This is a genomic window from Sphingomonas kyeonggiensis (genome assembly GCF_014196745.1).
Lineage (GTDB): Bacteria > Pseudomonadota > Alphaproteobacteria > Sphingomonadales > Sphingomonadaceae > Sphingomonas > Sphingomonas kyeonggiensis.
Map to the genome: position 1 here is coordinate 1126111 of NZ_JACIEH010000001.1, position 17251 is coordinate 1143361.

General features: G+C 65.6%; 16 protein-coding genes and 1 tRNA gene. 9 read left to right on the forward strand and 8 right to left on the reverse strand.

From position 1 onward, the window contains the following. Nucleotides 1-7: 7 nt before the first annotated feature. The 3 genes from tkt to GGR46_RS05475 form a co-directional block, all read right to left on the reverse strand. The gene (tkt, locus tag GGR46_RS05465) at nucleotides 8-2065 is read right to left on the reverse strand and encodes a transketolase (RefSeq protein WP_183996785.1); all 2058 of its coding nucleotides are present in this window, start codon (nucleotides 2063-2065) and stop codon (nucleotides 8-10) included. Nucleotides 2066-2135: 70 nt separating this feature from the next. Further along, the gene (rpiA, locus tag GGR46_RS05470; RefSeq protein WP_183996787.1) at nucleotides 2136-2816 is read right to left on the reverse strand and encodes a ribose-5-phosphate isomerase RpiA; all 681 of its coding nucleotides are present in this window, start codon (nucleotides 2814-2816) and stop codon (nucleotides 2136-2138) included. 255 nt (nucleotides 2817-3071) lie between these two features. After that, entirely contained in the window at nucleotides 3072-3278 is a 207-nt protein-coding gene (locus tag GGR46_RS05475; RefSeq protein ID WP_183995272.1) for a hypothetical protein, read from the reverse strand. Nucleotides 3279-3400: 122 nt separating this feature from the next. On the opposite strand from GGR46_RS05475, the gene GGR46_RS05480 reads away from it, so the two are divergent. Together GGR46_RS05480 and GGR46_RS05485 are read left to right on the forward strand one after the other, a co-directional pair. Next, the gene (locus GGR46_RS05480) at nucleotides 3401-4195 is read left to right on the forward strand and encodes a 2OG-Fe dioxygenase family protein (RefSeq protein ID WP_183995274.1); all 795 of its coding nucleotides are present in this window, start codon (nucleotides 3401-3403) and stop codon (nucleotides 4193-4195) included. 362 nt (nucleotides 4196-4557) lie between these two features. Continuing rightward, nucleotides 4558-5118, forward strand: a complete 561-nt coding sequence (locus tag GGR46_RS05485) for a 3'-5' exonuclease (RefSeq protein ID WP_183995276.1) — start codon at nucleotides 4558-4560, stop codon at nucleotides 5116-5118. Nucleotides 5119-5218: 100 nt separating this feature from the next. Here the strand turns inward: GGR46_RS05485 and GGR46_RS05490 are convergent, their stop codons facing one another. Further along, on the reverse strand, nucleotides 5219-5521 hold the full coding sequence (locus GGR46_RS05490) for an antibiotic biosynthesis monooxygenase (RefSeq protein ID WP_183995278.1): 303 nt from the start codon (nucleotides 5519-5521) through the stop codon (nucleotides 5219-5221). 146 nt (nucleotides 5522-5667) lie between these two features. After that, nucleotides 5668-6345 (reverse strand): sensor histidine kinase family protein, encoded by a 678-nt coding sequence (locus GGR46_RS05495; RefSeq protein WP_221262561.1) that lies wholly within the window; start codon nucleotides 6343-6345, stop codon nucleotides 5668-5670. Nucleotides 6346-6596: 251 nt separating this feature from the next. Here GGR46_RS05495 and GGR46_RS05500 point away from each other — a divergent pair, with 251 nt between their 5' ends. The 5 genes from GGR46_RS05500 to GGR46_RS05520 all read left to right on the forward strand — a co-directional run bounded on the left by GGR46_RS05500 (nucleotide 6597) and on the right by GGR46_RS05520 (nucleotide 11107). Beyond that, nucleotides 6597-7394, forward strand: coding sequence for a type 1 glutamine amidotransferase domain-containing protein (locus tag GGR46_RS05500; protein WP_183995280.1), 798 nt, complete (start codon nucleotides 6597-6599; stop codon nucleotides 7392-7394). Nucleotides 7395-7531: 137 nt separating this feature from the next. Next, nucleotides 7532-8260 (forward strand): alpha/beta hydrolase, encoded by a 729-nt coding sequence (locus tag GGR46_RS05505; protein WP_221262562.1) that lies wholly within the window; start codon nucleotides 7532-7534, stop codon nucleotides 8258-8260. Between the two features lie 63 nt (nucleotides 8261-8323). Further along, nucleotides 8324-9298 (forward strand): alpha/beta fold hydrolase, encoded by a 975-nt coding sequence (locus tag GGR46_RS05510; protein ID WP_183995284.1) that lies wholly within the window; start codon nucleotides 8324-8326, stop codon nucleotides 9296-9298. A gap of 106 nt (nucleotides 9299-9404) precedes the next feature. Beyond that, a complete protein-coding gene (locus tag GGR46_RS05515) occupies nucleotides 9405-10376 on the forward strand; it encodes a proline iminopeptidase-family hydrolase (protein WP_183995286.1) in 972 nt (323 codons plus the stop codon). 92 nt (nucleotides 10377-10468) lie between these two features. Further along, nucleotides 10469-11107, forward strand: coding sequence for a response regulator (locus GGR46_RS05520; protein WP_183995288.1), 639 nt, complete (start codon nucleotides 10469-10471; stop codon nucleotides 11105-11107). Here GGR46_RS05520 and GGR46_RS05525 read toward each other — a convergent pair. After that, on the reverse strand, nucleotides 11092-11556 hold the full coding sequence (locus tag GGR46_RS05525) for a winged helix-turn-helix domain-containing protein (protein WP_221262563.1): 465 nt from the start codon (nucleotides 11554-11556) through the stop codon (nucleotides 11092-11094). The two genes, GGR46_RS05520 and GGR46_RS05525, sit on opposite strands and share 16 nt — an antisense overlap. Nucleotides 11557-11760: 204 nt before the next feature. Between GGR46_RS05525 and GGR46_RS05530 the strand changes: the two genes are divergently transcribed. Further along, complete coding sequence (locus GGR46_RS05530) at nucleotides 11761-14841, forward strand: sensor histidine kinase (RefSeq protein ID WP_183995290.1); 3081 nt, start codon at nucleotides 11761-11763, stop codon at nucleotides 14839-14841. A gap of 72 nt (nucleotides 14842-14913) precedes the next feature. Here GGR46_RS05530 and GGR46_RS05535 read toward each other — a convergent pair whose 3' ends face one another. Further along, nucleotides 14914-15462 carry a hypothetical protein gene (locus GGR46_RS05535; RefSeq protein WP_183995292.1) on the reverse strand — a complete coding sequence of 183 codons (549 nt, stop codon included), beginning with the start codon at nucleotides 15460-15462 and terminating at the stop codon, nucleotides 14914-14916. 262 nt (nucleotides 15463-15724) lie between these two features. On the opposite strand from GGR46_RS05535, the gene GGR46_RS05540 reads away from it, so the two are divergent. Next, a tRNA-Pro gene (locus GGR46_RS05540) sits at nucleotides 15725-15801 on the forward strand. 2 nt (nucleotides 15802-15803) lie between these two features. On the opposite strand, the gene GGR46_RS05545 is transcribed toward GGR46_RS05540, so the two are convergent. Next, nucleotides 15804-17141, reverse strand: coding sequence for a dicarboxylate/amino acid:cation symporter (locus tag GGR46_RS05545; RefSeq protein ID WP_183995294.1), 1338 nt, complete (start codon nucleotides 17139-17141; stop codon nucleotides 15804-15806). Between the last annotated feature and the right edge of the window lie 110 nt (nucleotides 17142-17251).

Genomic DNA, 17251 nt, shown 5'->3' on the forward strand with positions numbered 1-17251 from the left:
GGTCAGGTCATTCGGGTTGTCGCAGAAGCTTGCGCGCGACGTCGCAGACATGGTCGAGCGTGAAGCCGAACTTCTGCTGGAGCTTCGCGATCGGTGCCGAGGCACCGAAGGTCGACATGGTCACGGTTGCGCCCGCAGGGCCGACATAGCGGTCCCAGCCGAATCCGCCCGCCTGTTCGATCGCCACGCGCGCCGTGACGCCAGGGGGGAGGACGCTGTCGCGATACGCCCGGTCCTGCTTTTCGAAGAGATACCAGCTCGGAAGGGATACGACCCGCGAGCGGATGCCCTCGCCGCTCAGTCTTTCATGGGCGGCGACCGCCAGTTGCAGCTCGGAGCCGGTTCCGATCAGGATGAGCTCAGGATCCTCGTCTCCGCCGAGCACATAGCCGCCCCGCGCCAGACCGCTGGCGGGCGCATATTGCTGGCGATCTAGGGTGGGCATGGCCTGGCGCGAGAAGATCAGCGCGGTCGGTTCGTGCGTGTGGCTCAGCGCCGCCTTCCAGGCCTCCGCCGCTTCATTGGCGTCGCCCGGCCGGATCGTGTCGAGGCCGGGGATCGCCCGAAGCGTCGCGAGGTGCTCGATCGGCTGATGTGTGGGGCCGTCTTCTCCGACGCCGATGCTGTCATGGGTGAAGACGAATATGACCGGCAATTCCATGATCGCCGCCAGCCGCACCGGCGCACGCATATAGTCGGCGAATACCAGGAACGTGCCCGTATAGGGGCGCAGGTACGAGAGGGCCATGCCGTTGGCAATCGAGCCCATGGCATGCTCGCGCACGCCGAAATGCAGGTTCTTGCCCGCATAGTCGTCGGCTTCGAAGGAGGCCGCGCCCTTGATGTCCGTCTTGGTCGAGGGCGAAAGATCGGCGGCGCCGCCGAGCAGCGCCGGGATCAGGGGAGCGACGGCGTTGAGGACCTTGCCGCCGCTGTCGCGGGTCGCGAGACCTTTGGCATCGGTGGGAAAGTCCGGGATCGCCGCTTCCCAGCCCGGCGTCACCTCGCCGCGACGCAGGCCCTCGATTTCCCCGGCCTCCTGGCTGAACTCCTGCGCGTAGCGCTCGAACAGTGCCTCCCATGCCCGGCGTGCTTCCGTGCCCCGGCCAGCCAGCGCAGCACTGAACGCCTCAAGCACACCATCCGGTACAAGGAACTGGGCGTCCTCCGGCCAGCCATAGACGCGCTTCGTCGCCCGGACATTCTCCTCGCCCAGCGCTTCCCCATGCGCCTTTTCGGATCCGGCACGGGGGCTTCCCCAGCCGATGACCGAGCGAACGACGATGAGGGTAGGGCGGTCCCCGGTCGCCTTGAAGCTGTCCAGCGCCTGCGCGACCGCCAAGGTGTCATTGGCGTCGTCGACATGGATTACGTGCCAGCCATAGGATTCGAAACGCTTGCCCACGTCTTCGTCGAACGCGAGGTCCGTCGACCCTTCGATCGATATATGGTTGCTGTCATAGATCCAGCAGAGGTTCGAGAGCCCGAGATGCCCGGCTATCGATGCCGCTTCGCTGGACACGCCCTCCATCATGTCACCGTCGCCGCACAGCACATAGACGTCGTGGTCGAACAGGGGATAGCCGGGCTTGTTGTAGCGGGCCGCGAGTGCGCGCTCGGCGATCGCCATGCCGACCGAATTGCCGCAACCCTGGCCGAGAGGACCGGTAGTGGTCTCGACACCGGTGGTGATGCGGTATTCGGGATGCCCGGGTGTCTTGGAATCGAGCTGACGGAAGGCCTTGATGTCATCGAGGCTCACCGCCGGCGCGCCTGTCGGATTGCCGTCCGCATCGATCTCCCGAACGCCGGCGAGATGCAGGATCGCGTAGAGCAGCATGGACGCGTGGCCGACGGAAAGGACGAACCGGTCGCGATTGGGCCAGTCGGGCTTCTCGGGATCGTAGCGCAGGAAATCGTGCCACAGGGTATAGGCAACGGGCGCCAGACCCATCGGCGTCCCGGGATGGCCGCTATTGGCCTTCTGGACCGCATCGATCGCGAGCGTCCGGATCGTATCGATGGTGAGGCGTGGCAGTGCCTTCGGGGCGGAATTGGCATTCATGGTTTCGACCACGGAACTTCTCCAGACTGCAGCTCGGGAAGAGCCGGGCGAAACGCCGAACGCTCTTCGGTCATTTGGGCTCCCTCGGCTGGCGCTCGCGGCGCGAAACGCCATCGTGGCCGGCGACGTAGAGTGCGTCGATCTCGGTCAGGAACAGGCCATGCGCGAGTATTCCGGGACAGGCATCCAGCGCAGCGGCCAGCGCCCCGGGCGCTTCGATCGAAGCAAAATGTGCGTCCAGCACGAAATTGGCCTGGTCGGTGACGAATGGCGTTTCCGCCATGGTCCGGCGAAGTGCGGGCTCACCACCGAGATCGCGAACCCGGTGCTCTACGAACGCCTGGGCAAAGGGCAGAATCTCGATTGGAACCGGCCGGTTGCCGAGTTGCTCGGCCAGTTTCGAACTGTCCGCGACGGCGAGCATGCGGGTGGCGGCCGTGGCGACGATCTTTTCCCGGAGCATTGCGCCTCCCGCACCCTTGATGGCGCGCAGGGCGGGGTCGATTTCGTCAACGCCGTCGATCGCCAGGTCGATCGCGGCGAAGCTTGCGAAATCGCGTACCGGGATGCCCAGAGACGCCGCGAAATCTGCCGTGGCGTGGGAGGTTGCGACTGGTTCTATCCTGAGGCCCTCCGCGATGCGGCGGGCAATGGCTTCGATTGCGTGTCTGGCGGTCGATCCGGTGCCGAGGCCGACGATCATGCCGTCGCGAACTTCCTCGACCGCCGCGACCGACGCAGCGCATTTCATCTCATCGGTTCCCGCCGATATCTGTGCCACCGCGCGTTCGACTCATCCTGGCACCGCATTCTGTGTTCGCGGCGCTGGTTATCGCTGATGGTGTAGCCGAGGGGCACGGTACCGGCCAATACATCATCAGATATGGTCCGGTGCCAACGGTATGGGCCAGACGTGGACCAGGCGCGGTCGAGCTTCTCCGCCCGATTCCGCTGGAACACAATGTTGTGCGAGTGGGACGAAACCGACTCGGGGCCCTTGCCCCGGTCAGGCGGCGGAGCTGGCTGAGTGGCCGAGCCGCTCGAGCATGACCACGCCGAAGCTGAGAAAGGCGGCCATCATGTATCCGTTGGCGATCATCGCGTGACGCGGATCGCGGCGCCGGGGAAGGGGGCGCACCGCGTCCTTCGGATGACGCTTGCGGGCGGCCAGCCGGCTCTCGATGAGCAGACCCAGGCCGATGAGAACGTGCATCGCGACGAGGCAGATGAGCTTCAGGTCGAGGTCGTACGAAGATTCGACGAGTCGCGGTCCACGCTGCCGATCAACGCCGACAGCATAGGGGCGGGATCCCGATCGATTTGCCCGGTCTTGCGATGGACAGCGGATCGCGCGAAGGGGCGCTTCCGAACAGAGAGGATCTCGCAATCTTCGATCTCGCAAAGCAGGCTGCCAGCCTTCGCGCCGCCCTTACGGACAAGGGCTATGTGCATGTCGATGCCGGATCCTTCCGGAAGATGATCGGGGCGGCGCATCCCGATGCGCTCGAGAGCCTGGCTGCCCTTTGGGGAGATCTCGAGCCCGACAGCTTCATGGCGGATGGCGGACGGTATCGTCGCCGACGCCATGCGGCGTTCGAACTGCGCGGGGCGGGTGCGGAGCGAAAGCCGGACCAGCCGCATTTCCAGAGCAGCGCGTACAATCCCCTAAACGGCGATGTGGAGCGTTGGTTCGCGCCTGCCAGAGAGGAGCTTGTACGGCATCCTGTCCTGCAGAGCCTGTTCGCTCTCTGCACGCCTTTATTCTCCGCCCTGGAGAATAAGGGGGAAGCGGATCTCGACTGGGATGGTGAACTGCACCAGTTCCGCATCGAGGCTTTGGGCGTGGAGGCTGGATTGCCCACGCCCGAAGGCATGCACCGCGACGGCGTCGACTGGGTGCTCGTGATGCTGATCGACCGGTCGAATGTCGAGGCCGGCATGACGGAGATACTGGACGAGGCTGGGCGCCGGGACAGCTTCACCCTGTCGGACCCTGGCGAGGTCGTGCTGCTCGACGACCGGCGCATCCGGCATGGTGTCACCGCTATCCATGCGCTCGATCCGTCCAGGCCAGCATATCGCGACGTGCTGGTGATGACCTGGCGCCGGCGGGGCGGGCAGCCGGGTTGAAGATCCGGGATCGGCATCGCAGAAGGAATTCGAGGCCCGGTGTCGCAGGCCGGAAGCATCCTGCGGTCTTTGACCCATCCACGTCCCAGCTGGGCAGCACCTCCATTTCCCTCGGATAATCAGCGGCCTGCCGTTGAAATATCGCGTGCGGCTTTCCATCTCCACGCCATCGTCAACAACGGAAAGGAGGTGGTCAGATGTCTCATTGTCGCATGCCGCTCGCGGCTGATCTCTCGAGCATGACCTCCACCGCGGGGGTCCGGCTCGGCTGAGCTGTCCGCGTTCGGATGACAATGGAAGGGCCGCCCGGTGGGCGGCCCTTCGCATTTCGGGCCGGATCATGTTGGCGTAGGTATGGCGTGATGCTTGTCTTTCTCGATTTCGAAGCCTCATCCCTCGGCAAGCAGAGCTACCCGATCGAAGTCGGCTGGGTGTTCGAGGATGGCCGGGCCGAAGACCATCTGATCCGCCCGGCTTCAGGCTGGGAGGATTGGGACCCGGAGGCCGAGGCGATCCACAAGATCCCGCGCGCTGTGCTGCTGGGCGAGGGCGAGCACCATGAAGCGGTCGCGCAGCGGATGCTCGATGTACTGGCGGGTCATGATCTGCTGGCCAGCGCTCCGTCCTGGGACGGCAAATGGATGAGCGTGCTGCTTCGCGCCGCCGGATTCCCACGGCACAGCCTCAGGCTCCGCGACACCGACGCAGCGCATCGCGAAGCGGCGGTCTCGATCCTGACGCCGGTGCTGGCGCCGGAAAAGCTGGGGCCGGCAGTTGAGGAACTGCTCGTTCGGACCGCGGCGCGCGACAGAGGCGCGGCGTCCCACCGCGCGCGGGCCGATGCGGAAGCCGAGCGTTCGCGCTGGCTGGCAGTCCGTGACGCGGCAACCGCGCTGGCTGCGGCCGCGGGCGGACATGGCTGATCGCGGCCTTGGGGGGCGCCGGCGGGTAGACCGCAACCTTTGAGCTTGCGCAAGCGGTTCTGGGCTTGGCCGCGCGGCTCGGTCTTCGCCCTGGCTGCCTTCAGTCCTGCCTGACAGCAATCGGTTCGAGGCCGAGGGACACGCGCTCCGCCAGATCACCAATGCGCGCGAGATAGTGCTGGAAATGCGGAGAGCCACGATGCGCCGCGAATGCGGCTGCGTCGACATAGAGCTCGTCGAGTACAAAGCGGTTCTCATCGGCTTGGTCGCGCCAAAGATCATAGCGCAGGTTACCCGGCTCCGAACGGCTCGGTGCGATCAGTCCTTCCAACAGCGTCCTGAGCTCTGCTGTCTTCCCCATTCGGGCGGTGAGCAGGGCGACGGTCTTCACGCGATTTGTCACGAAGTGCACTCCCTCAAGCTGCCTGCCCGAAAGCCGCTTAAGCCGGCGCCCGACGCACCATGAGAGAGATACCGGCGCACTGGGGCGATGACGCGTTAAATCTGGTCAAAAGGCGTCGAAACCGATGCATTCGAGCGGTTTGCGCGTCACCAAGAAGCCGTCCCACGATCGTGAAGACCTTCCCCTTCCGCAATCGGCAGGCGCAACTGGAAACTCGAACCCGTGTCACACGGAAAGGGCGCCAGCGCGATTCCCGCTCTCAAGGCCAACTCGGCGAGCACCGCGGTACCCGTTCTCCCTTCCGCCGATTGCGATCCGATGCCGTTGTCGCTGACGAGGCATATGATTTCATGGTCCTCTTTCATGAGTTCGACTTGAACCAGGCCGCCCGGTTCGGTGAAGGCGTGGCGCGCGGTGTTGGTCAGCAATTCCGAAACGATCATCAGCAATGCCCAGCCGCGCGATGCCTCCAGCATGATGTCGCAGCTGCGCAAATGGATGAAGGCGCCCTGATCGGCGAAGCGGGCTTCGGCCTGGAGGTGGCAGAGCTCGCAAAGCTGCTTCCCCAGATCGATCGCTGCGGTGCGTGGCCGCTGTAGCAGGCACTGGATCGATGCGAGCGCGTGGAGCCGCGCGGCGACGGTCGCGAGTCGATCCCTGGCCTCGGCAAGTGTCGGGGATTTCGCAGCGATATGAACCTCTGCGCAAGCGACCGCCAGATCATTGGCCGAGCGATGGATGAGCTCTGCGAGCAAGAGATCGCCTGGGAGCGGGCCATCCGTGAAGGGGAAAGCCGGATCGTCCAGTGATCTTGCCTTCTCCACGCACTGCCCTCCCATCCGGATTCACGGCCCGTCGCCATGATTCCGGATGTCGAATAGCGCCGCGCCGATCAGGTCCGCGGTTAAGCGCGGTGAATCCCGGCGAAAATGCACGGCAAGTCGCGGCCGGCGTCCGGGCTGTCCGGGCGGCATCGTTTTACCGAAACTTACCAGAGCTGACGATCCGCCGAGCCCGTCCGGGAGTAGGGGTAGCCCGTCTCTTCTTCGGCAACCTGAAACGGCGGAGCACGATCATGAGCAAGGGAAAGGTACTCGTCCTCGGTTCGAACGCGACTCGGATCGAGACCAAGGGCGGCTATTGGGGCGATACCGGCCAGTATCTCAACGAGACGGTCGTGCCGGCCATGGCGCTGGTCGATGCCGGCTATGAAGTCGTCCTCGCAACCCCCGATGGCACTCCGCCGACGATCGATCGCGCGTCAGACGCAGCGGCGCATTTCGGCGGGGACGTGGCGGCCTATGAGCGCGCCAAGGACTTCTACGCCAACGATCCCTCGATGAAGGCCCGTACCCTGCGCTCGATCCTGGAAGAGGGGTTGGACCATTATGTCGGCCTCCACATTCCCGGAGGCCAGGCGCCGATCGTCGATCTGATGCAGGATCAGGAAATCGGCGAGATTCTTCGGCATTTCCATGAACGCTCAAAGCCCACCGCGATGTTGTGCCATGGGCCGATCTCGGCGGTGGCTGCGATGCCCTTCGCGCGGGAATTCCGCGCTGCGCTGATCGCCGGCGATCCGGACAAGGCCAGGGAATGGGCCAAGGGCTGGCAATATGCCGGCTACCAGATGACCGTGTTCTCGAAGACCGAGGAAAAGGTCATCGAGGATACGATCCTCCACGCGCAGATCTATTTCGACATGCCGTTCGCGCTGAACCTCGCCGGCGGCATCGTCAGCACCACGCCGGTCGATTTCGATCCCTTCGTGGTCGAGGACCGCGAGCTGATCACCGGGCAGAACCCGCGCTCGGATCATCCGATCGCCAAGGCGCTGATCGCGGCGCTGGATCGCAAGCACGTAGCCGCCTGAACCGCAATCTCGGCGCGATCGCCGAGCGCACGCCCACTGCCCGTGCCGTCACCCCAGGACGCCGGGCAGGGGCGCGCGACAGCCACAACTCTGGAGTGATCACCATGAAACACCTGATCTTGGGAGTCCTTGCCGTCATGACCACCATCTCTTCCGCGCCGGCGCAGACGCGCGGTGCCGACAAGCCTGTCTCGATCGTGCTGGTGCACGGCGCCTTTGTGGACGCTTCGGGCTGGAAATCGGTCTACGATATCCTCACCCGCGACGGTTATGAGGTGCTGGTCGTCCAGAACCCCACCGTCTCGCTCGAGGGCGATGTCGAGGCCACCCGCCAGGTGATCGCGCGGGCCAGCAAGCCGGTGCTGCTGGTCGGCCACAGCTATGGCGGCGCGGTCATCACCGAAGCCGGCACCGATCCCAAGGTGAAGAGCCTGGCCTATATCGCCGCGTTCGCGCCGGATGTCGGGGAATCGGTGTTCGAACTGGCGACCCGTCCGGTTCCCGGCGAGTCAGGCCCGCCGCTGCTGCCGCCGGCGGATGGCTTCATCATCGTCGATCCGGCCAAGTTCCCCACCAGCTTTGCCCAGGACGTCGATATCTCCGTCACCGGCTTCATGGCGGTCGCGCAGGTTCCCTGGGGCCTTGGTGCGGTGCAGCCCAAGCTCACCAAGGCGGCCTGGAAGGACAAGCCGCTGCGCTACATGCTGACGCTGAACGATCACATGGTTTCGCCGACCACCCAGCGCTTCATGGCGACGCGCGCCAAGGCCAAGGTGACCGAGATCAAGAGCAGCCACGCCGCGATGCTCTCGCATCCGAAGGAAGTCGCCGCCTTCATCGAGGCCGCGGCCACCGACGCCAACTAGGCCGAATGGGCCGGGGCGTCCGTCGCGCGCCGCCCCGGCCTCCGGCGAACCACGGGAGATATCATGAAGAAGACCGCACTCGCTCTCGCGCCCTTGGTGCTGGGCATGTTCTGCGCCGCTGGCGCCCATGCGCAACCGGCCGCGCCTGCGGCCACGACACGGCCGGCACCCCCCGTCATCCACTACCGGACCGAGACGATCGACGGCGTGAAAATCTTCTATCGCGAGGCCGGCCCGGCCGACGGCCCGGTGGTGCTGTTGCTCCACGGCTTCCCGACCTCGTCGCACATGTTCCGCAACCTGATCCCCTATCTCGCGGACAAGTACCGGGTCATCGCGCCGGATTATCCGGGCTATGGCCAGAGCGAGGCGCCCGATCCCAAGAAGTTCACCTACAGCTTCGCCCATTATGCCGACATCGTCGACACGCTGGTGCAGCGGCTGGGGGCATCCCGATACGCGCTCTACGTGATGGATTACGGCGCGCCGGTCGGCTACCGCCTCGCCCTCAAGCATCCCGAGCGGGTGAGCGGCCTGATCGTCCAGAACGGCAATGCCTATGAGGAAGGGCTTCGCGATTTCTGGAACCCGATCAAGGCCTATTGGACCGAGAACACGCCGGCGCGCCGCAAGGCCCTGGCCGGGCTGGTCACTCTCGACATCACCAAGTTCCAATATACCGACGGCATGGGCGATGTGAGCCGCATCAGCCCGGACAACTGGATCCACGACCAGGCGCTGCTCGATCGCCCGGGCAACAGCGATATCCAGCTGGACATGCTCTACGATTATCGCACTAACGTGCCGCTCTACCCGAAATTCCAGCAGTTCTTCCGGGATCGCAAGCCGCCGACGATCATCGTCTGGGGCAAGAATGACACGATCTTCCCGGCCGAAGGCGCGCACCCCTATCTGCGCGATCTGCCGGATGCCGAGTTCCACCTGCTCGACAGCGGCCATTTCGCGCTCGAGGACCGGCTGGCCGAGATGGCGCCGCTCATCCATGACTTCCTGGATCGGAAGGTGGCGCCGCGCTGATCCGCGCGGTTAAATCTGGTAAAAGCCCGCCCACGCGTCTCGCGCTGCGCAGTTTGCCCGGATAGGGGCTGCGCGCCGCACCAGCGCGGCTTGTCGGAGTATCGATATGACGAAGTCGGGTGGTTGGACGCGCCGTGCCGCGTTGCAGGGTGGTGCGGTGGTGGCGGGTGTCGCGCTGGGCGGCACCGCCGTCGCCCGTGCTTTCCGAGCCCCGGCGGAGGAGGGATTTGCCCGCGTGCCGGGCGGCAGGATCTTCTGGCGCAGGTTCGGGAGCGGAGGAAAGACCCCGATCCTCGCCCTGCACGGCGGCCCGGGCGCCGCGCACAACTACCTCCTCTCGATGCAGGCGCTGGCGGACGAACGACCGGTGATCTTCTACGATCAGCTAGGCTGCGGGCGGGCGGACGCGCCCGTCGACGAGCGGCTCTATACGGTGCAACGCTCGGTCGACGAGCTCGATGCGGTGCGCAAGGCGCTCGGCCTCGACCGGATCGTTCTCTACGGCCACAGCTGGGGCACGGTGCTGGCGCTGGAATATCTCTGCCAGGGCCGCGGCAAGGGCGTCGAGAAGCTGATCCTGGGCGGCGCGACGGCGAGCATCCCACAGGCGGTCGCCGGCATGCAGCGGCTGATCGCCTCGCTTCCCGACGGCTTCGCCGACAAGCTCCACGGCCTGGAGCGGAACGGCAAGACCGGTACGCCGGAATATGCCGCGCTGACCCAGCGCTTCTACGACAATTTCGTGCTGCGCACGGCACCTACGCCGGATGCGCTCGTCAGCTTCGACGCGCTCTCCAAATCGATCGCCTACCGGGTGATGAACGGACCCAACGAGTTCACCATCACCGGAGTGATCCGGGATTGGGATCGTCGCAAGGACCTTGGCGCCGTCACCCAGAAGACGCTGCTCGTCACCGGCGAGTTCGACGAGATGACGCTCGATTGCCACACGACGATCCGAGACGGGATAGCGGGCGACGCGCGGCTGGCGATCATGACCGGCTGCTCGCATCTGACGATGGTCGAGAAGCCCGATGCCCATCAGGCGCTGGTCCGCGCGTTTCTGGATCAGGCCTGACCGGCGGCGGGTCCGAAGGCATGCTGACAGCCGGGGAGGGGATCGCGTATGGCTGCGACATCGAACCTCCCACGCTTCCGGAGCCTGCGCCCATGTCCGGCGTCGCCACGCGCGCACCGATACGAGTCCTGATCGTCGACGATCATCCGATCGTCCGGGACGGCATCACGGCGCTTCTGTCGCGCCAGGACGACATGGAGGTCGTCGGCGAGGCCCGTGACGGTGCCGAGGCGGTACGCAGCTTTGCCGAACTGTCCCCCGACATCACGCTGATGGATGTCCAGATGGATGCGATGAGCGGGGTAGAGGCGACCCGCGCGATCCGCACGCTGGCTCCCGCCGCGAAGATCCTGATGCTCACCACCTATTCCGGCGACGTCCAGGCAAGCGCCGCGATCCGGGCGGGGGCGGCGGGCTATATTCTCAAGAGCGCGATCCGCAAGGAACTGCTCGACGCGATCCGTTCGGTCGATGCCGGAAAGCGCGTATTGAGCCCCGAGGTCGCCCACAATCTGGCGCAGCACGCGCTCGACGATCCGCTGACGCCCCGGGAACTCGACGTCCTGCGCCTGGTGGCGGAAGGCCATGGCAACAAGACGATCGCCGCCCAGCTCAACCTGTCGATCGACACCGTCAAGGCGCATCTGAAGTCGACCTTTTCCAAGCTGGAGGTCGATGATCGCACGCATGCCGTAGTGATCGCCTCACGGCGCGGCTATCTCGACATCTGAACCTGGTATGGCAGGTACGGGGTGGTGGGGGCGTACCGTGCGGCAGAGCGGTTCACTTGCGTCGGTGCGATGAAGCGATAGCCGCGCCCGACGACCGTCGCGATGAACAGCGGCGCGTCCGGCCGGTCGCCCAGGATGCGGCGCAGATGCGCGACATTGGTCTTGAGATTGCTCTCCTCGACACAGACATTCGGCCAGACCCGGGCCATTAGCTCCTGCTTGCTGACGAGTTCGCCCGGCCGTTCGGCGAGGACGGTCAGGATCTCGAGCGCACGCCCTCCCAGCCGCACCGGTGCCCCGTCCTTCAGCAGCAGCTGGCACTCGGGTCGCAGGACGAAGGGCCCGAATGCAAAGGATCGCGCGAGCGGCCCGAACCGGGTGCCCGTGCTGAGCACTACGATCGGGCCGATCGAGGCAATGGGCATGATCCTGGTGGTAACGGTCAGCATCTCTCTTCGCCTTCCGCCTTGCAGCGAGCCATCGGGGCAGGAGCCCTTGACCCCTCCCTCGAGCAATCGGCTCGACATCGTCGAATTGTGAGATACCTTGCGGTTCGGCGTGTCGCATCACTTGGGCAGGAAGTTTGAGATCACCTGATCGGGTGAGGCCGATCGCGATCCGCGCATTTATCGACGCTTGGGGGAGCGCAACGGATGATGCAGCTATTGCGGAATGGGCTGGCGGCAACGCTGATTGCGGCCGCGCTGGTCTGGATCGCGGGGCCCGGTCGCGCCGCCGCACAGCCTTCCCAGCTCAGCCTGTCCCAGTGGAAGCATGTGCAGTGGACGCGCAAGGACGGCGTGCCGACTATCGTGCACGGCCTTGCCGAGACGCCGGACGGTTTCCTGTGGATGACCAGCCGCGACGGCCTGTTCCGCTTCGATGGTCGCTCGTTCGAACAGATGGACGGCGGCGTGGACCGCGCCCGATACGGCCTGCCGCGCAAGATCGCGGTGGGGAAGGGGGGCTCGATATGGCTGTGGTACCCCAAGGGCTGGATCGCCGAATATCGTGACGGCCGCCTGCATTTCATCAAGGCACCATCCCCCGATGGCGAGGTCGGAACCCTGTTGCAGACCCGCGACGGCGCGATCTGGCTGGGCGTGGTGCAGATAGGCAAGCCGCTGCTGCGCTATTCGCAAGGGCGCTGGGCCAGGGTCACCGCGAATGCGAGCCGCGAGATGTTTCATGACGCGCTCGAGTCCGCCGACGGCGCGCTCTGGCTGAGCTACAACAAGTCGCTGCTGCGCATGCCGGCGGGGGCGACCCGTTTCGAGCGGGTCAGGCTCGATGTCAGCGAAGGCGCGCAGCTGGTCGCCGATATCGACGGCGCGGTATGGCTGGCGGGTCTGCATGGCGGCTGGCGCCTCACCGGGCCGGGCGGCGTATGGCGCGGTTCGCCGTCCCGTCCACTGCACTGGACCAGCACCGACCAGCGCTGGCTGCGCGCCGAGTTCGACCGCGACGGCAATTTGTGGACGATGGGTCGGGATTTCGGCCGGATACCCGGCCTGCGCCAGGCCGAACGTTCGGGCGCGACCAGCCTTTCCTACGAAGAGGGCAAGACCCCGCAGATGAGTTCGACGCGGCCGGCGAGCCTGCTCGTCGATCACGCCGGGATGGTCTGGTATGGCGGCCCCAGGAGCCTGGATCGCTTCAACGTGCCGGACGTGGTCATCGAACCCGCCCTGATCAACTCGACACGCTATGGCGATCCGCTGCTCGCGACATCCTCGGGCACGGTCTATATCGGCCAGAACGACGCGGTATATCGCGTCGATCCTGGCGGCCGGCCGGTCCGGGTCCTGTCGGTGACGACCGATCCCGAGGCGATGTGCGAGGATGCCGGCGGCGCAGTCTGGATCGTGCTCGGCGACCGCATCGTGCGATTGCAGGGCGGCGCGCAGACGATGTTTCCGAAGCCTCCGGCCGAGGCCGGTACCTATGCCTGCGGCTCCGACCCCAGCGGCCGCTTCTGGCTCACCGCCACGACCAGCGGAATGTACTGGCTGGACGGAACGACATGGAAGGCCGCGCCGCCGCCGGCCGGTGCGGGCGGGTTCGATCCGACCGAGATGTGGCGCGATACCGGCGGGCGGCTATGGGTGCAGACCGGGCCGAAAAGCCTGACCCGGCTCGACGGGGGACCGGGCGAAACGCTGTCGCTGGCCACCAATCCCGATCTGGGCGGCGTGACGAGGCTGTTGCCGACTTCCCGTGGCCTGCTGGTTTCCACTTCGAACGGCGCCGCTTTCCAGTCTTCGGGGCGGATGGTGCCGATGGCCGACAGGCAGACCGGCTCGTTGCGCAATGCCGCGGGACTGGTGCAGACGCCGCAGGGCGACACCTGGCTGTTCGGTGCGGCGGGACTGGTCCGGTTCAAGACCGCGGACCTGTACAAGGCTTTCAGCACGGCCGACTTCGTGATCCCCGAGCGGGTCTTCACCTATGAGGACGGCCTGCCCAACCAGCCCAATGCGCAAGGCGGCACTGCCATGGTGCGTGGTGGGGACGGACGGCTGTGGCTCGCCACGATCGACGGCATCGCCTGGATCGATCCCGCACATCTCGCTTCGAACCCGAAGCCACCCGGCGTGGCCATCACGTCGCTCAGCGCGCCCGGCTTGACGATCAAGGACCCCTCCGCGGCCAGGCTCAAGCCCGGTGCTTCCAACATCTCCATCGGATTTGCCGCGCTCAGCCTTGCGATACCCGAACGCGTGAAGCTTCTGTACCGGCTTGAAGGGCAGGACAGGGAATGGGTGGATCCGGGCGCGCGCCGCCAAGCGTTCTACACAAACCTGGGGCCTGGCGAATATCGCTTCCAGGTCATCGCCGCCAACGAGGACGGCATGTGGAACCGCGTCGGCGACATGCTCAGCCTGTCGGTCCCGCCGACCTTCCTCCAGAGCTGGTCCTTCAAGCTGCTATGCGCACTCCTGGTCCTGGTGCTCATCTGGATCGCCTACACGTTCAGGGTGCGGGCGATTGCCAATCGCATTCGGATCAGGACGGTGGAGCGCGTGCGCGAGCGGGAACGGATCGCGCGCGAACTGCACGACACGCTCTTGCAGTCGATCCAGTTGCTGACGCTGCGCTTCCAGTTCGCGGTCGAGGAATTGCCGGCACGGGCCAAGGGGCGTCCGGCGCTTGAAAGGGCGATCGACGAGGCGGACCAGGTGATCGCCGAGGGGCGTGAGCGCGTTCGGGATCTGCGGCCCCTCACAGGCGCGGCAACCGCCGAACAGATGATCCGGAATGTCGTCGACAGGCAGGGGTTCGCGCCTGATGTCGAGGTTTCCGTCACCGTCAGCGGCACGCCCCGGGATCTCGATCCGATCGTCTTTGACGAGATGAGCCGCATATCGGGGGAGGCCGTCTTCAATATCTGGCGCCACGCGGGGGCAAGCCATGTGGGGATCGAAATCGACTATCGGGGGCCGTTCCGCTTGCGCTTCACCGATGACGGGACGGGCATCGATCCGAATGTCTCTCTTGCCGGCGGCAGGCAGGGGCATTTCGGCATCGCGGGAATGCGCGAGCGTGCCCAGAAACTAGGGGGCGAATTCGGGATGCGTTCCTTGCAGGATCGCGGGACGGAGGTGCTGGTGACGATCCCGGCCAGCATCGCTTATGCCCATGGCAGACGAGATCCGATGGCGCTGCTGAAGTCGATACTCGGAAGGCGCCGCGATGTTGCCGGGCCTCCGATGGCGGCATCGGCCGCGCACTAGCGTCCTCTGGCTTTGCACGTGATGGTCGCCGGCAGAACGTATCGTCCTGCCGACGTGCCTATCGGCCAGGCGTCAGGCCGCCTTGCTGCCCGCCAGCGCATGACGGGCGATACTGGCCGCGAAGAGCGGGGTTTCACGATGATTGTGGTCGCCGCCGGCTTCCTGGCGCGCCGCTGCCGCATCCGCATAGGGGATATCGTGCGCGGCGATGAATTCCATGAACGCGTCGGTCGGGTGCGCGATGACGCTGTTGGTGTAGCGCGTTCGGCCACCCGCGATGCTCTCGGCCTTGAGTTCCCAGATCACATTGACCTGTGTCCGGCCCGCCGAAGTGAAGACATCCGAGATCGAGTTCATGCGGCAATAGGTCGCGGTCGCTTCCTCGGCGACATAGTGCTGGACGACCAGACCGGTGCCGATCATCTCGACGTTGATCATCATGCGCTGGCCATCGTCCGACAGGGTGTTGCCGCAGGCGATGTGGTCCGGAGGGCAGCAGCGCCGATATTCGGCCTCCGGAAGGTTGAACAGCCAATCGGCAATGTCGATCTTTTCGATCGGCACGTCGATCTCTGCCGAGAAAGCCGAACTGGAGAGGATGGTTTCGTTGAGAACCTTCACGGCGATTTCCTTTTACTGATGCGGTCCCGACGATGGTCTTCACCCCGACGTCAAATCGGTGCTGCGATAGTGCGCCCTCTGCACATCATCATCGTCATCCGGGATATCGGCTCGCCGCCGGCCGTCTGACATCCATATCAAGGTTTGCCGTCACGGCACGGATGGCCGTGGTGCGCCAACAGCGGCGTGCGGTTTAGCGCTCGCTTTGCGCAGGGGTGGTCTTGTGTCCGATGCATCTTGCGCCTAGGGCCGCAGTCCGCGTCGGGGAGTGGCGCAGTCTGGTAGCGCGCCTGCTTTGGGAGCAGGATGTCGCAGGTTCGAATCCTGTCTCCCCGACCATTTCAATCCATATCGGTTTCACTTGCAGTCCGCGCCGCGGGGCTTTCCACCTTGCCGTCGAGCGCGCGCTTGAGGGCGTCGCGATCGAGCCTGCCCTCCCAGCGTGCCACCACGATCGTGGCCACGGCATTGCCGATGAAGTTGGTGAGGCTGCGGCATTCGCTCATGAAGCGGTCGACGCCCAGGATCAGCGCCATGCCGGCGACCGGGATCGTCGGCACGACCATCAGCGTCGCCGCCAGCGTGGCGAAGCCCGCGCCGGTCACGCCTGCGGCCCCCTTCGAAGTGAGCATCGCCGTGCCGAGCAGGATCAGCTGCTCGCCGAGCGACAGATGCACGCCGGTCGCCTGGGCGATGAACAGTGCGGCGAGGGTCATGTAGATGTTGGTGCCGTCGAGATTGAACGAATAGCCGGCGGGCACGACGACGCCGACGACTTCCTTGTCGCAGCCGGCGCGTTCGAGCTTCTCCATCAGCGCAGGCAATGCCGCCTCGGACGACGAGGCGCCCAGGACGAGCAGCAGCTCGCCTTTCAGGTAGCGCAGTAGCTTGAAGATCGAGAAGCCGGCAAGCCGGCCGACCACGCCCAGTACGACGAGCACGAACAGGGCGGAGGTGGCATAGAAGGTGGCGACCAGGCTGCCCAGGTTCCATAGCGCGCCCACGCCATATTTGCCGATGGTGAAGGCCATGGCGCCGAATGCACCGACGGGAGCGGCCCGCATCAGGATCGTCACCAGGCGGAACACCACCAGGCTCAGCTGCTCGAGCAGGTCGACCAGCGGGCGGACGCGCTCGCCGAGGCCGGCCAGGCCCACGCCGAACAGGACGGCGACGAACAATACCTGCAGGATCGATCCGCTGGTGAGCGCCGATGCGAGCGTCGTCGGGATGATCGCCATCACGAAGCCCACGATGCTCGTGTCGTGCGCCTGCTTCTCGTACCCGGCGACCTTGGCCTCGCTGAGCGTATGCGGATCGATGTGCATGCTCGCGCCGGGCTGGACGACATGGGCGACGATCAGGCCGACGACCAGCGCCAGCGAGGAGAAGAACAGGAAATAGGCGAGGGCCTTTACCACCACGCGGCCGAGTGAGCCGAGCTCGCGGGCGCCGGCGATGCCGGTGACCAGGGTGAGGAAGATGACCGGGGCGATGATCATCTTGACCAGGTTGACGAAGGCGGTGCCCAGCCACTCCAGCGAGGCGCCGAAGGCGGGCCAGAGCGCCCCGACCAGCACGCCGGCGGCGATGCCGATCAGCACCTGGACGTAGAGCATCTGCCACCAGCGCTGCGGCTTGGATGGTCCTGCGGCATGGCTGGTTGCGATGGTGCCCATTTCACTCCCCCAATATCCGCACCGGCATAGCGGAGCGCGCGAAAGGCCCAAATGGAAAAGGACGCCCCCTCGCGGGAGCGTCCTTCCTATCTCTCGGTCCGGCCAGGGGC